At 60.6% G+C, this 14,827-nt stretch carries 11 protein-coding genes; 5 read left to right on the top strand and 6 right to left on the bottom strand.

What is annotated here, in order from left to right:
• Window positions 1–2: 2 nt before the first annotated feature.
• Window positions 3–806: an ABC transporter permease gene (locus FOT55_RS09725; protein ID WP_147823416.1), complete on the top strand. Its 804-nt coding sequence runs from the start codon at window positions 3–5 to the stop codon at window positions 804–806.
• Between the two features lie 46 nt (window positions 807–852).
• On the opposite strand, the gene kdgR is transcribed toward FOT55_RS09725, so the two are convergent.
• Window positions 853–1,644 carry a DNA-binding transcriptional regulator KdgR gene (gene kdgR / locus FOT55_RS09720; protein ID WP_025302591.1) on the bottom strand — a complete coding sequence of 264 codons (792 nt, stop codon included), beginning with the start codon at window positions 1,642–1,644 and terminating at the stop codon, window positions 853–855.
• Window positions 1,645–1,875: 231 nt separating this feature from the next.
• Between kdgR and FOT55_RS09715 the strand changes: the two genes are divergently transcribed.
• A complete protein-coding gene (locus FOT55_RS09715) occupies window positions 1,876–3,270 on the top strand; it encodes an MFS transporter (RefSeq protein ID WP_025302590.1) in 1,395 nt (464 codons plus the stop codon).
• A gap of 114 nt (window positions 3,271–3,384) precedes the next feature.
• On the opposite strand, the gene FOT55_RS09710 is transcribed toward FOT55_RS09715, so the two are convergent.
• The 5 genes from FOT55_RS09710 to FOT55_RS09690 form a co-directional block, all read right to left on the bottom strand.
• Window positions 3,385–4,092: a hypothetical protein gene (locus tag FOT55_RS09710; RefSeq protein WP_147823415.1), complete on the bottom strand. Its 708-nt coding sequence runs from the start codon at window positions 4,090–4,092 to the stop codon at window positions 3,385–3,387.
• A gap of 336 nt (window positions 4,093–4,428) precedes the next feature.
• On the bottom strand, window positions 4,429–5,313 hold the full coding sequence (gene htpX, locus FOT55_RS09705) for a protease HtpX (protein WP_016927998.1): 885 nt from the start codon (window positions 5,311–5,313) through the stop codon (window positions 4,429–4,431).
• A gap of 309 nt (window positions 5,314–5,622) precedes the next feature.
• Window positions 5,623–7,671: a carboxy terminal-processing peptidase gene (gene prc / locus FOT55_RS09700; RefSeq protein WP_147823414.1), complete on the bottom strand. Its 2,049-nt coding sequence runs from the start codon at window positions 7,669–7,671 to the stop codon at window positions 5,623–5,625.
• Between the two features lie 19 nt (window positions 7,672–7,690).
• Complete coding sequence (proQ, locus tag FOT55_RS09695; protein ID WP_004931497.1) at window positions 7,691–8,401, bottom strand: RNA chaperone ProQ; 711 nt, start codon at window positions 8,399–8,401, stop codon at window positions 7,691–7,693.
• Window positions 8,402–8,497: 96 nt separating this feature from the next.
• Window positions 8,498–8,995, bottom strand: a complete 498-nt coding sequence (locus FOT55_RS09690; protein ID WP_025302587.1) for a GAF domain-containing protein — start codon at window positions 8,993–8,995, stop codon at window positions 8,498–8,500.
• A 255-nt stretch (window positions 8,996–9,250) separates the two neighbouring features.
• Between FOT55_RS09690 and yebS the strand changes: the two genes are divergently transcribed.
• The 3 genes from yebS to rsmF all read left to right on the top strand — a co-directional run bounded on the left by yebS (window position 9,251) and on the right by rsmF (window position 14,636).
• Complete coding sequence (gene yebS, locus FOT55_RS09685) at window positions 9,251–10,498, top strand: membrane integrity lipid transport subunit YebS (protein ID WP_025302586.1); 1,248 nt, start codon at window positions 9,251–9,253, stop codon at window positions 10,496–10,498.
• Window positions 10,467–13,097 carry a PqiB family protein gene (locus FOT55_RS09680; RefSeq protein WP_147823413.1) on the top strand — a complete coding sequence of 877 codons (2,631 nt, stop codon included), beginning with the start codon at window positions 10,467–10,469 and terminating at the stop codon, window positions 13,095–13,097. The genes yebS and FOT55_RS09680 overlap by 32 nt, the downstream gene beginning before the upstream one ends.
• A 162-nt stretch (window positions 13,098–13,259) precedes the next feature.
• On the top strand, window positions 13,260–14,636 hold the full coding sequence (gene rsmF, locus FOT55_RS09675) for a 16S rRNA (cytosine(1407)-C(5))-methyltransferase RsmF (protein ID WP_406882409.1): 1,377 nt from the start codon (window positions 13,260–13,262) through the stop codon (window positions 14,634–14,636).
• The last annotated feature ends 191 nt before the right edge of the window (window positions 14,637–14,827 follow it).

Raw genomic sequence — 14,827 nt, 5'->3', positions numbered from 1 at the left:
CAATGTTGATTTGGTCCCGCACCGGACGCACCCTGACCTGCACGTTGACGATCACGCTGTTCGCCCTGTTCTTCTGCCTGCCGCTGGCGGTGATCCTGATGTCCAGCCTCAGTGAGCAGTGGAACGGCGTGCTGCCGAGCGGTTTCACCCTCAACCACTTCCGCCAAGCGTTCAGCGGCGCCTCCTGGGACGCGCTGGTCGCCAGCCTGGCTATCGGTTTCATCGCCAGCCTGTTCGCGCTGCTGTGCGGTACCTGGGCGGCGCTGGCGCTGCGCCACGTGCCTGAACGCGGCCGACAGCTGCTGGGCACGCTGTTTTTCATTCCCAGCGCGGTGCCTTCGGTGTCGATCGGTTTAGGGATGCTGGTGGCGTTCAGCCAGGGGCCGCTGCAGATGAACGGCACCTTTCTGATCGTGCCCGCCGCTCACTTCGTGCTGATTTCCGCCTTTACCTTCGGCAACGTGATGGCCGGGTTGACCCGGCTACCTGGCGACTACGAGAACGTCGCCGCCAGCCTGGGCGCGTCGCCGCTGTTTCGCCTGCGCCACGTCACCCTGCCGATGATCGCCCCCTATATGATCTCCGCCTTCGCGCTCAGCCTGTCGCTGTCGATGGGGGAGCTGGGCGCGACCATGATGATCTACCCGCCGAGTTGGGCGACGCTGCCGGTCACCATTTTTAGCCTGACCGATCGCGGCAGCATCGCCAACGGCGCGACGCTGACCATGATCCTGGTGGCGGCCACGCTGTTGCTGATGTTAGTACTGGAGCGGATTGCTCAGCGGCTGACGCCGGGCGCAAAATAGCAACAAGGCGCTGCCATGGCGGCGCCTTGTTCTTCGAAGCGAAGGGTCAGAACGGGTAGTCGTGATAGCCCTGCTGTTCGGAAATGCGTCGGGCGGCGACGTGCAGCAACGCCACATACTCCTCCCGCGCCGCTTCGGAAAAGCGCAGCGTCGGGAAAGAGATGCTCAGCCCGGCGATCGCTACCCCGAACCTGTCAAAGACCGGTACCGCGATGCAGCGGATCCCCGCTTCTTGCTCTTCGGCATCTTCGCCGTATCCCTGCGCTCGAACCCGATCCAGCACCGGCAACAGTTCGGCGGCGCTGGCCAACGTATGTTCGGTGCTGCGGGTAAACTCAATCTGCGACAGGATCTGCGCCACCTCATCCCGCTCGCGCCAGGCCAGCAGCACTTTACCGATGGCGGTGCTGTGCAGCGGGTTGCGGCGACCGATGCGCGAATACATACGCAGGTTATACATCGCGTCGATCTTGTGGATGTAGACGATGCCATCTTCGTCCAGAGCGCCGAGGTGGATGGTCTCGCGGGTAAGATTCGACAATTCGCGCATCTGCACGTCGGCGCTGCGGATCAGATCGACGTTCTGCAACGATTTGGCGCCCAGCTCGAACAGCTTGAGCGTCAGCGCATACTTTTCCGTCTCGCCCTCCTGTGAAACGTAGCCCAGCGCTTTCATGGTCTGCAGAAAACGGTAGACAGTGCTTTTAGACATCATCACCCGCTGGGACAGTTCGGTAATGCCAATCTCGCGCTCATCGCCGAGCGCCTGCAAAATGCCGAACACTTTCATCACGGATGAGACGGCATCCGGTTGCTTGTCTGAATCTGCGTTAGCCATGGTGCATACCCTACTTAACGGTTTTGTTTCAGGAAATTTAAACAAGGGTTTCAGTATAATCGGAACAGATCGCAGCGCGCAACGCAGCTGAGCGCTAAGCAATTGAAGCCAAATGGATAACCGTTGGCCCGCTCACCGCCCTTTACAATTAAGCGGACAAGGGGCATGCAATCACGGGTGAATATGATTAGCATGATAATACTCCCCTGAATAAATACCGCTGAGACCAACATGCGTCCTTGTTCCGACGGCCTCCCCGTCCCGCAACGCTATGGGGCGATCCTCGCCATCGCCCTCGGCATTACCGTATCCGTGCTCGACGGCGCGATAGCCAACGTGGCGCTGCCCACCATCGCTCGCGATCTCAACGCCAGCCCGGCCAGTTCCATCTGGGTGGTCAACGCCTATCAGTTGGCGATCACCGTCTCTCTGCTGTCGCTGGCGTCGCTCGGCGATCTGGTCGGCTACCGCCGTATCTACCAGGCCGGGTTGCTGGTGTTCAGCATCACCTCACTGTTCTGCGCCCTGTCCGACTCGCTGCTCACGCTGACCATCGCCCGCGTGCTGCAAGGCTTTGGCGCCGCCGCTATCATGAGCGTCAACACCGCGCTGATCCGCATCATCTACCCGCAGCGTTTTCTCGGCCGCGGCATGGGCATCAACTCGCTGATCGTCGCCTGCTCCTCGGCGGCCGGGCCGACGGTGGCGGCGGCGATCCTGTCGGTCGCATCCTGGCAATGGCTGTTCGCCATCAACCTGCCGATCGGCATCGTCGCGCTGCTGCTGGGGATGAAATTCCTGCCGGCCAACGGCCAAAAAAGCGATAACCGCCGTTTCGATCCCACCAGCGCCGTGCTGAACGCGCTGACCTTCGGCCTGCTGATCACCGCCATCAGCGGCTTCGCCCAGGGCCAGAGCCTGACGCTGATCTTCAGCGAGATCGCCGCGCTGCTGGCGATTGGCGCGGTGTTCGTGCGCCGTCAGTTACGCCAGGAATTCCCTCTGCTGCCCGTCGACCTGCTGCGCATCCCGATCTTCGCCCTGTCGATGGGCACCTCAATCTGTTCGTTCGCCGCGCAAATGCTGGCGATGGTGTCGTTGCCGTTCTTCCTGCAAAGTGCATTGGGCCGCGACGAGGTGGCGACCGGGCTACTGCTGACGCCGTGGCCGCTGGCGATCGTGGTGATGGCGCCGATCGCCGGCCGGCTGGTGGAGCGCGTGCACGCCGGCCTGCTGGGCTGCATTGGGCTGGCGGTGTTCGCGCTCGGACTGTTCTCTCTGGCGCTGCTGCCGGCGGCGCCGTCGAATATGGACATCATCTGGCGCATGATACTGTGCGGCGCCGGTTTCGGCCTGTTCCAGTCGCCCAACAACCACACCATCATCTCCGCCGCGCCGCGCAACCGCAGCGGCGGCGCCAGCGGCATGCTGGGCACCGCGCGCCTGCTGGGGCAAACCTCGGGGGCTGCGCTGGTGGCGCTGATGTTCAACCTGTTCCCCACATCCGGCACCCACGCTTCACTGATCCTGGCTGGGGTGTTCGCCACCCTGGCGGCGGCCGTCAGCAGCCTGCGCATCACCCAATCGACGGCGCAAGCGGCGCAGCCGAGCCGCGAGGTGAAATAGCGGGCATAAACGAGCCGGGCTCCCATCGATTGTAAAACCGACGGGGCCAGCACTGACGGCCGGCCTGAGCCGGGCCGCGTCGGATGCAATGCCGTGAGCATTGCAGGCCAGGCGTCAGTCTCCGTGCCTCAAGGGGCTTCGGCCTTGTCGTAAACAGGCTAAATAGGCGTCGTCATCCGGATACCAGCCAACAATGCGTTGGCCGTCGTGATCCATCCCCTCGAAGGCTTTCAGTAGGCCGGGGGTGAACATGCGCTTTATCAGATCTTCGGACTGCGCGCTGTCGATTCGACAGTCACAGCGCGTCTCTCCGTCAACCTGAACGAAGTTCTGCAACGAAGCGAGACATCGCGCGTCGAGGTCGCCATGGACATGGATAAACTCCCCCGTTTCTACCAGGGTGAGCGCGGTCAGGTCTCCCCCTACCACGAACGCGCCGTCGTTTCCTGAGCTGCAATAGGCATGGCGTATGCGGACATCGTCACGCACGACCAGTCCGCCCCAGCAAATCAGCGTATCCGCCTGCAGCCGCCCCAGCACGACAATGCCGCCGTCCTCTCGCTGCGGTGACACCGCCAGGCATCCCTCCACGAGCACATCGCCGTCCACGATCAGGTAATCGTAATCGTGGCCGTCGTGCTCGTCGGGGAAAAACGCCGGCTGGCGCAGATCGCCTGAATGCCAGCGAATAGCCGGCGGTTCATCATCGTCATCATGCCGGTTCAACAATTCCGCAACCGCATCGGCGACACCGCCAGCCAATGCGGCCAGGCGCGCCGACACCTCATCACCGTTGAGTAAGGGAAGGTGGTTGATTTTCATAGGGCCTCAGGGACAAATGTCATTGTGCCAAAGCATATAACATGCGCTTCCAAAGCCAAACAGGCGGTCGTGACCGGGCCCGATGCGGCTTGCCCTCTCACCGGGTGATCTGGCACCGCGCCAGCCCAGGCTGAGAGGCCGAAAGACGCTGTTTGCAGGTGGGATTCAGGGACTTCGGGCGCTGCTGCAGGGCATTTACGCCCGCAAACTTTGGTAAAGCGCTTTACCCCATTCATCGCCGAATTTCATTGCTGAATCCGCCGCCGCTGAAAAAGCGGTTCAGGCATGCCATAAAAAAACCCCGGCAAGCCGGGGTTTTTCCTTTCATTCAGCCGATTACTTCAGGTACTGGCCGGAACGCAGCGCTTCGATACGCTTGTCGAGCGGCGGGTGCGACATGAACAGCTCGCTGAACGACTTGGATTTGCCGTTGATGCAGAACGCCATCATGCTGCCCGCTTCCTGCGGTTCGTAGCTGGTTTTCAGGCGCTGCAAGGCGGCGATCATCTTCTCGCGGCCTACCAGTTTGGCAGAGCCTGCGTCGGCATAGAACTCGCGGTGACGCGAGAACCACATGGTGATGATGCTCGCCAGGATGCCGAACACCAGTTCCAGCACCATCGACACGGCGAAGTAAATCATCGGGTTGCCGTTGCCTTCCCCTTCGCCATCACCGTCGCGGTTGCCGAGGAAACCGGCGGCGACCTGCGCGATCAGGCGTGAAATGAAGATGACAAAGGTGTTCACAATGCCCTGAATCAGGGTCATGGTCACCATATCGCCGTTGGCGACGTGGCTGATTTCGTGCGCGATGACTGCTTCCGCTTCGTCGCGGCTCATGCTCTGCAGCAGGCCGGTGCTGACGGCGACCAGCGAGGCGTCGCGGCGTGCACCGGTAGCGAAGGCGTTGATGTCCGGCGCGTGGTAGATAGCGACCTGCGGCATGGCGATGCCCGCCTGCTGCGACTGACGGCGTACCGTTTCCAGCAGCCAGTTTTCTGTTTCGTTACGCGGTTGTTCAATCACTTCCCCGCCGACGGAGCGCAGCGCCATCCACTTGGACATCAGCAACGACACGAAAGCGCCGCCGAAGCCGAACAGACCGGCCATGATCATCAGGCCCTGAACGCTACTGGATTGGATTCCTGTCAGGCTGAGCACCAGCCCGAAAACCAACATCACCGCCAGGTTGGTGAGCAGGAACAGAGCTATACGCATCATAAATTGTTTACTTCCTCATAAATGTTAACAAAACGCTGTCTAAGATACCCTAGATCGTATGGGCATTCGTCACAGTTTCAAGAGTCGCGCGTCATTAACCTACTAAAAATACGAAACTTTACAAAAACGGCACGCGACCGGGATTTGGCAAATTGTAAACGATTGTTGCGTAAGGCGTAGGGTTTTTTACCCTAAATTTGTCAGGCGATGCATCAGCCCACCTCCCTTCACCCTGCTGGGAAGCCGGCTTTCGCGTCGCCATAAAAAAACGCACCCGAGGGTGCGTTTTTCATCCTGCCGTACGCGGCCTTATTTGGCCGGCGTTGGCTGCTGAGCGGGCTGATCTTTTTCCAGATGAGCCAGGTCCAGCGCGATATGCACGGATTCATCCAGGTACGGATCCGGCTCCTGGTAATCCTTCGGCAGATCGTCGAGCGATTTCAGCGGCTTCTTGCCCGCACGTTCCAGACGCTCGTTGATGCGTTTCAGACGGGTCGCGTCGTCATCGTGGTTCTCTTTCTCGCGCACCGCCAGATTGAGGGACACGATGTTGCGTTTATCCTTCAGCGCCTTGTAATGCGCGATATCCTGCGCGATGTACTGGAACTCTGGATTTTGCGCAATGCGCTGCTGGTGATCTTTCAGCAGCTCCGGCTCGAACGGCGCCATATCGCCTGTCTTGCTGTAGGTCGCCGCGTTGATGCTGTCCCACGGCATAGCGTTGTCTTCAAACGCTTCGCCGGTTTCCGCCGGATCGACGCCGGTCGGCATCAGAATGTCCGGCGTCACGCCCTTGCGCTGGGTACTGCCGCCATTGACGCGGTAGAACTTCTGAATGGTGTACTGCACCGAGCCAAGCGCTGGCCACTCAGGGCGCAGCATCTGGTCGTAGATGCGGTTCAGCGAACGGTACTGCTGCACGGTGCCTTTACCGAAGGTCGGTTCGCCGACGATCAGCGCACGGCCGTAATCCTGCATTGCCGCCGCGAAGATCTCGGAGGCGGAGGCGCTGAAGCGATCGACCAGCACCACCAGCGGGCCTTTGTAGTAGGTCACGCCGTCGGTGTCGGCGTCTTCACGCACTTTGCCGTTGTTGTCGCGCACCTGCACCACCGGGCCGCTCGGAATGAACAGGCCGGACAGCGACACCGCTTCAGTCAGCGCGCCGCCGCCGTTGGTGCGCAGATCGATGATCACGCTCTTGACGTTCTGCTTGGCCATCTTCTGCAGCTGCACTTTCACGTCATCGGTCAGACCGACGTAGAAGCCAGGGATGTCGAACACCGCCACCTTCTCTTTGCCGACGGTCTTGATGGTCATTTTCACCGCGCGGTCTTCCAGGCGAATACGCTCGCGGGTCAAGGTGACCACGCGGGTTTTGGTGCCCTTGCCGGCCGGCAGGACTTCCAGGCGCACCTTGCTGCCCTTCGGCCCTTTGATCAACGACACCACGTCGTCCAGACGCCAACCGATCACGTCCACCATCGGTTTGCCGGCCTGGCCGACGCCGACGATGCGATCGCCTACGGTGATCGCCTTGCTCTTCGCCGCCGGTCCGCCCGGCACCATCGAGTTGATCAGGGTGTAGTCGTCATCCATCTGCAGCACCGCGCCGATGCCTTCCAGCGACAGGCTCATCTCGGTGTTGAACTGCTCGGTGTTGCGCGGAGACAGATAGTTGGTGTGCGGGTCGATTTCATGCGCAAAGGCATTCATCGCCAGCTGGAAGACGTCTTCGCTGTTGCTTTGCGTCAGGCGCTTGATGGCGAACTGATAACGCTTGGTCAGCGTGTCGCGGATTTCTTTGTCGGTCTTGCCGGTCAGCTTGAGGTTCAGCTCGTCATACGTGACTTTCGCATCCCACAGGCTATCCAGCTCGGCCTTGTCTTTCGGCCACGGCGCTTTGCTGCGGTCGAGATCGATAGTGCCGTTGCCGGTGAAGTTCATCGGCTTGTCCAGCAACGACAACGCATAGGTGTAACGCTCAAAGCGGCGTTTCTGCGCCAGATTGAACAGCGCGTAGAAGGTGTCCAGCTTGCCGGTTTTCAGCTCTTCGCCAACCTGATTGCGTTTGCCGGCGAACTGCGCCACGTCGGAGGCCAGCAGCACGTTATGGTTGTAGTCCAGCATGTTCAGGTAGCGATCGAAGATCTTGCCTGAAAACTCCGCATCGAGGGCGAACTGGCGGTAATGAGAGCGAGTGAAGCGCGAGGTGACGCGCTCACTCACCGTAGCGTGCTGGGGTTCCTGTTGCAGTTGGGGCAGTTGGTCGATGCGGATGTTGGCTGTTTCCGCGCCGTAACTGACACCCGCCCACAGCAGCCCTGCAATCGCTGTTAATCTGACGAATTTGTTCATGCCTGGGTTGGCCTCCGTATCAGAACTGCAAGTGTTCTGCGCGCACAATCATCGCCAGACCGGAAGAGAGCTGCACACGTACGCCATCTTTAGCGATTTCGAGTACGGTAGCATCCATCGCGCTCTTGCCTGCTCTGACTTTGATTTCCTGGCCAATTTGCAGTTTAGAGATATCCGTGACTGGCGCATAACGCGGCTGGCTTTCCTCTTTGGCTGCACGAGGTTGGCGAGCGGGCTGTGGGCGAGTTTGTGGGCGCGGCTTGCGGTTTTCCGGCGCGGCTCCGCCTTCGCGACGCGCAGCGGGCTTTTTACCGGCTGGACGCGGACGGCGCGGAGCGGCATCGGCGGATTCGCCGGCGGCTTCACGTTTTTTGGCGTTTTGTTCGGCACGCTGTGCCTGAACGCGCGCTTTGGCTTCTTCAAGCTGCTGGCGAGCATGATCGACATGCTGCTGCTCAAGTTCACCGCACGGATTGCCGTCCAGATCGACGCGCTGTGCGCCAACCTTGACACCGTACAGATAACGCCAGCTTGAGGTATATAGGCGCAGGGCAGAACGCAATTGCGTTTTGCTGAGATTTTCTTCCCCCTGCACGCGCTCTACCAAATCCTGAAAAATACCGATTTTCAGCGGACGAGCTTCGCCTTCGGCGCTAAAGCAGAGCGGAAAACGCTCGGCAAGAAAAGCAATGACTTCTTTACTAGAGTTCAACTTAGGTTGATTTTCCATGAAATTTCCTGATTACAACGGTATTGCCAACAAGCCACAGGCATGAACAGGCGTCATTATAATGACGCCATCGGTAATTGCCACGTTAACCGTCGATCAACTTGCCGCTACAGTCACATATTTCGCACTGTCACACTGTTCCAGTTGCTCACAAAGCCCCGCCACCACTGCTTTCAGGCCCACTTCATCCTGTTCGTCGAAGCGTTGATAAACCGTGCTGTCGATATCCAAAACGCCGATCGCTCGGCCGCCAACCGCCAGCGGCAGCACGATTTCCGCGTTGCTGGCCGCATCGCAGGCGATATGGCCCGGAAACGCATGCACGTCACCGACGCGCTGCACGCGATTTTCCGCCACCGCCGTGCCGCACACGCCTTTGCCCACCGGAATGCGCACGCAGGCAATCTTGCCCTGGAACGGCCCCAGCACCAGCTGGTCGCCCTCCATCAGATAGAAACCGACCCAGTTCACGTCATCCAGACGCTCGTTGAGCAACGCGCTGGCGTTGGACAGCGCCGCGATAAAGTTGGTTTCCCCGCCGAGCAACGCGCTCAGGTCACGTTTTAATTCCGCGTAGAATTGTTCTTTTGTCATGTGTTAACCATTGAAACAATGAAGATGGCCAGAAGCCCAAAGCTTAGGCCCTATAAAATAAGCATTAAATGCGTATAGCCACAAGGTTAATCATCTGTTGCTTCACAAAACCCCGTCGCTCGGGGTATGTTTGCCGCTCAGAATCCCGGTTTACCTCGTTTTACCGTCCGGCGCCCGATCGCCGGTGACGCGGCCGGTTTATTTTTCAGCTACGCTGACACTTCCGGCGGGCTCAAGGGCAGCTACTTGTCAAAAATGAAAATACACGCGATCACCGCTCCCCTTTCCAAAGCGCGTCACCAGCGCTGCTGCGAGTGCGACCTGCTGTTCGTGCTGCCGCCGCTCAGCGGCAATCAAGCCGCCTATTGCCCGCGCTGCAACGCCAAGGTGGTGAACGGCCGCGACTGGTCGATGACGCGTCTGACCGCCATGGCGATCGCCATGCTGCTGCTGATGCCGTTCGCCTTCACCGAACCGCTGATCAGCATTCGTCTGCTCGGCACGCGCATCGACGCCAGTTTGCTGGAGGGCATCTGGCAGATGAGCCGCCAGGGCGATCCGCTCACCGCCAGCATGGTGGCGTTTTGCACCCTCGGCGCCCCGCTGACGCTGGTGCTGTCGCTGCTGTACCTGCGCGTCGGCCATGCGCTCGGCATGAACCTGCGCCCGGTGCTGCTGATGCTGGAGCGGCTCAAAGAGTGGGTAATGCTGGACATTTATCTGATCGGCATGGCGGTGGCGGCGATCAAAGTGCAGGATTACGCCGACATCCAGCCCGGCAGCGCGCTGATCGCTTACCTGTCGCTCACGGTGCTGAGCATCCTGACGCTGATCCACGTCAACCTGGAGCAGCTGTGGGAGCGCTACTATCCGCAGGAACAGCCGGAAGGCCCGCCGACGGCGCTGCACATCTGTCTGTCCTGCCACTATACCGGCTATCCCGACGCGCGCGGCCGCTGCCCGCGTTGCCATGTGCCGATGTGCCATCGCCAGCCCTACAGCCTGCAGAAAACCTGGGCGGCGCTGATCGCCGCGATGATCCTGCTGATACCGGCCAACCTGCTGCCGATTTCCATCATTTACGCCAACGGCACGCGGCTGGAAGACACCATTTTCTCCGGCGTGGTCTCATTGGCCACCTCCGGCAACGTGCCGATCGCCGCTATCGTGTTCATCGCCAGCGTGCTGGTGCCCTTCACCAAGGTGATCGTGCTGATCATGCTGTTGCTGAGCATCCACTTCAAAACCTCGCACAGCCTGAAAACGCGCATTCGTCTGCTGCGCCTGGTCACCTGGATCGGCCGTTGGTCGATGCTCGATCTGTTCGTTATCGCCTTGATGATGTCGCTGGTAAATCGCGATCAACTGTTATCTTTTACTATGGGACCGGCCGCGTTTTACTTTGGCTCGGCGGTCATTTTGACTATTCTTGCCGTTGAATGGCTCGATAGCCGATTGATTTGGGATGCACATGCAACAGGAAACGCCGACTACACCGACTGAAGCGCGGGTCAAGAACAAACGCCGCATTTCACCGTTCTGGTTACTGCCGTTCATCGCCCTGCTGATCGCCGGGTGGCTGGTCTATAACAATTTCCAGGAGCGCGGCACCACCGTCACCATCGATTTCCAATCAGCGGCAGGCATCGTCGCCGGCCGCACGCCGGTGCGCTACCAGGGCGTTGAGGTCGGCACGGTGCAAAAAATCAGCCTGAGCAAAGATTTACGCAGCATCGTGGTGGAAGCCAGCATCAAAAGCGATCTGGAAGACTCGCTGCGCGAAGGCACCCAGTTCTGGCTAGTGACGCCCAAGGCCTCACTGGCCGGGGTATCCGGGCTCGATGCGCTGGTCGGCGGTAACTATATCGGCATGATGCCCGGCAGCGGCAAGGAGCAAACCCACTTCACCGCGCTCGATACCCAGCCGAAGTACCGCCTGAACACCGGCGAACTGATGATTCACCTGCATGCCGACGACCTGGGTTCGCTCAACAGCGGCTCGCTGGTCTATTACCGTAAAATCCCGGTCGGCAAGGTGTATGACTACACTATCAGCGAAGGCAACAAGGGCGTGACCATCGACGTGCTGATCGACCGCCGCTTCGCCAACCTGGTGAAGAGCAACAGCCGCTTCTGGAATGTCTCCGGCTTCAAGGGCGATTTCAGCCTGTCCGGCGCCACGGTGCAAATGGAGAGCCTGGCGGCGCTGGTCAACGGCGCCATCGCCTTCGATTCGCCGACCGATGGCCAGCAGGCCAAGGGCGATCAAAGCTATACCCTGTATCCGGATCTGGCCCACAGCCAGCGCGGCGTCAATATTTTGCTGGATCTGCCGAGCGGCAACAGCCTGAGTGAAAACCGCACGCCACTGATGTACCAGGGACTGCAGGTCGGCACCCTGACCAAGCTGACGTTGCAACAGGACAGCAAAGTCATCGGTGAACTGACCATCGATCCTTCGGTGGTCGATCTGATGCGCAGCGGCACCCGCATCGTGATGCGCAGCCCGCGCATCAGCCTCAACGACGCCAAGCTAAGCCAACTGCTGACCGGCACCACGCTGGAACTGGTGCCGGGTGAAGGCGAACCGCAGCAGCGCTTCAACGTGCTGGACAGCAGCGAAACGCTGTTGCAACAGCCGGGTGTGCTGACCGTCACGCTGAATGCGCCGCAAAGCTACGGCATCGACGTCGGGCAGCCGCTGGTGGTGCACGGCGTGAAAGTCGGCCAAATCCTGAGTCGCACCTTGACCGCCGGCGGCGTGGTGTTCACCGCCGCCATCGACGCGCAGTACCGCGGCCTGCTGCATAAAGACAGCAAATTCGTGGTCAACAGCCGTCTCGACGTCAAGCTGGGCATTGACGGTATGGAAGTGCTCGGCGCCAGCGCCCAGGAATGGGTAGACGGCGGCGTGCGCATTATCCCCGGCAGCAAAGGGGAACCAGGCGGCCAGTACCCGCTGTACGCCAACAGCGAAAAAGCCGAGGAAGGCATCGTCGGCAACGCCCCTTCTACCACCCTGACCCTCAGCGCCACCAGCCTGCCGGACGTGCAGGCCGGCTCGGTGGTGCTGTACCGCAAATTCCAGGTGGGCGAGATCGTCAACGTCCGGCCGAAGGCCAACGAGTTTGAGGTGGACGTCTACATCAGCCCGGAATACCGCAAGTTGCTGACTCGCGAAAGCATCTTCTGGGCCGAAGGCGGCGCCAAAGTGCAGCTCAACGGCAGCGGCCTGACGGTGCAGGCCTCCCCGCTCAACCGCGCGCTGAAAGGCGCCATCAGCTTCGACAACCTGCAGGGCGTGACGCTGAACAAAGGCGCCAACCGCGTGCTCTACGCCAGCGAAACCGCCGCTCGCGCGGTGGGCAGCCAAATCACGCTGAAAACCTACGACGCCAGCAAGCTGTCGGCGGGCATGCCGCTGCGTTACCTCGGCATCGACGTCGGCCAGGTGGAGTCGCTGCAGCTGGCGCCGGAGCGCAACGAAGTGTTGGCTAAAGCGGTGCTGTATCCGGAATACGTGCAGACCTTCGCGCGCCTCGGCAGCCGCTTCTCGATCGTGTCGCCGGAGATCTCCGCCGCCGGCGTCAGCAACCTCGATACCCTGCTCCAGCCTTATATCAACGTGGAGCCGGGGCGCGGCCGCGAGCTGCGCACTTTCGAACTGCAGCAGGCCAGCATCACCGACTCGCGCTATCTCGACGGCCTGAGCGTCGTGCTCGACGCCGCCGAAACCGGCTCGCTGCAGATCGGCACGCCGGTGCTGTTCCGCGGCGTAGAGGTCGGCACCATCACCGGTTTCTACCTTGGCGCCATGTCCGACCGGGTGCACGTTGCGCTGCGCATCAGCAAGAAGTACCAGCATCTGGTGCGCAACAACAGCGTGTTCTGGTTGGCGTCGGGTTACAACCTGCAGTTCGGCCTGACCGGCGGCGTGATCAAGAGCGGCACCTTCCAGCAGTTCATTCGCGGCGGTATCGCCTTCGCCACCCCGCCGACTATTCCGCTGGCGCCGAAAGCCACGCCGAACAAGCACTTCCTGCTGAATCCGGAAGAGCCGAAGGACTGGAAAACCTGGGGCACCGCCATTCCGCGCGATTAACTTTCGCGTTTTCCTCAGGGCCCGGCAATGCCGGGCCCTGTTTTTTTCCGCTTTGTGATAAACTCTCGCCCTTGTCTTTATTGCACCCTGAGAGTTCGCCCCGTGGCCAAATCCACCGCCCTTTTTCTGCCCCCCGCTTTCCTCGACGCCACCCGCGCCATCATGCCCGCCGAGCTGGCGATGGACGATTTTATCGCCGCTTGCCAGCGCCCCCTGCGCCGCAGTCTGCGCGTCAACACGCTGAAAATCAGCGTCGCCGACTTCCTGGCGCTGGTGCAGGATTACGACTGGCGATTGGAGCCCATTCCCTGGTGCGCGGAAGGGTTCTGGATCGAGCGCGACGATGAAGAGCTGCGATTAGGCAGCGCCGCCGAACACCTGAGCGGTCTGTTCTATATTCAGGAGGCCAGCTCGATGTTGCCGGTCAGCGCGCTGTTCTCGGGCGACGCGGCGCCTACTCGAGTGCTGGACGTGGCGGCGGCGCCGGGCTCCAAAACCACCCAGATCGCCGCGTTGATGGGCAACCAGGGCGGCATCGTCGCCAACGAATACTCCGCCAGCCGGGTGAAAGTGCTGCACGCCAATATCAGCCGCTGCGGCGTGAAGAACACCGCGCTGACCCATTTCGATGGCCGGGTGTTCGGCGCTGCACTGCCGGAGAGTTTCGACGCCATTCTGCTCGACGCCCCCTGTTCCGGTGAAGGTGTGGTGCGCAAGGATCCGGACGCCATGAGCAACTGGTCGCCGGACAGCGTCGCCGAGATCGCCGCCACCCAGCGCGAGCTGATCGACAGCGCGTTTCATGCGCTGGCACCGGGCGGCGTGATGGTTTATTCCACCTGCACGCTCAATGCGCAGGAAAATCAGCAGGTGGTGCGCTGGCTGCTGGATACCTATGGCGACGCAGTCAGCGTCGAGCCGCTGGGTGAGCTGTTCCCCGGCGCCGACAAGGCGTTGACCGCCGAAGGCTTCCTGCACGTCTTCCCGCAGATTTACGACAGCGAAGGGTTTTTCGTCGCCCGCCTGCGTAAAAAACACGCCGTGGCGCCGTTGGCGAAGCCGACCTATAAAGTCGGTAAATTCCCGTTCAGCCCGCTATCCGGCAAAGAGGCGGCGCTGGTCGCCCAAGCCGCCGCCGCATCCGGCTTAACCTGGGGCGATGACAGCCGGCTGTGGGAGCGCGACAAGGAAATCTGGCTCTTCCCGGCCGAGCTGGAGCCGCTGTTTGGCAAAGTGCGCTTCTCGCGTATCGGCCTCAAGCTGGCGGAGCGCTTCCCGAAAGGTTTCCGTTGGCAGCACGAAGCGGCGATCGCCCTCGCGGGTGCCGGCGGTAAACAGCATTTCGAGCTGGACGCCGCGCTGGCCCAGGAGTGGTATCACGGCCGCGATCTCTACCCTGAGCAGCCGCCGGCGGGCGACGAGTGCATCGTCACCTATCAGGGGCAACCGCTGGGCATCGCCAAACGCATTGGCAGCCGCATAAAGAATAACCTGCCGCGCGAACTGGTGCGCGACGGCGTGCTGGATTTCCACCTGTAAACGATACCGCGCCGGGGAATGAAATTCCCCGGCAATAAAATAACGCTAATAATATTCCCATCGCCGTTCGTTATTATTCTAATCATTTCACTTTATCGGTATACCTCGCCTACAAGCCCCGTCAACCGGGGGAATGAGAATAAAAAGTTTCTCGTTTTCATCAAGACAATTCCCGATTCTTATTCTATTAA

Source organism: Serratia bockelmannii (assembly GCF_008011855.1).
Taxonomy (GTDB): domain Bacteria; phylum Pseudomonadota; class Gammaproteobacteria; order Enterobacterales; family Enterobacteriaceae; genus Serratia; species Serratia bockelmannii.
Note: the sequence above shows the minus strand (reverse complement) of the source record. Positions and strands in the feature narration are given on the sequence as shown.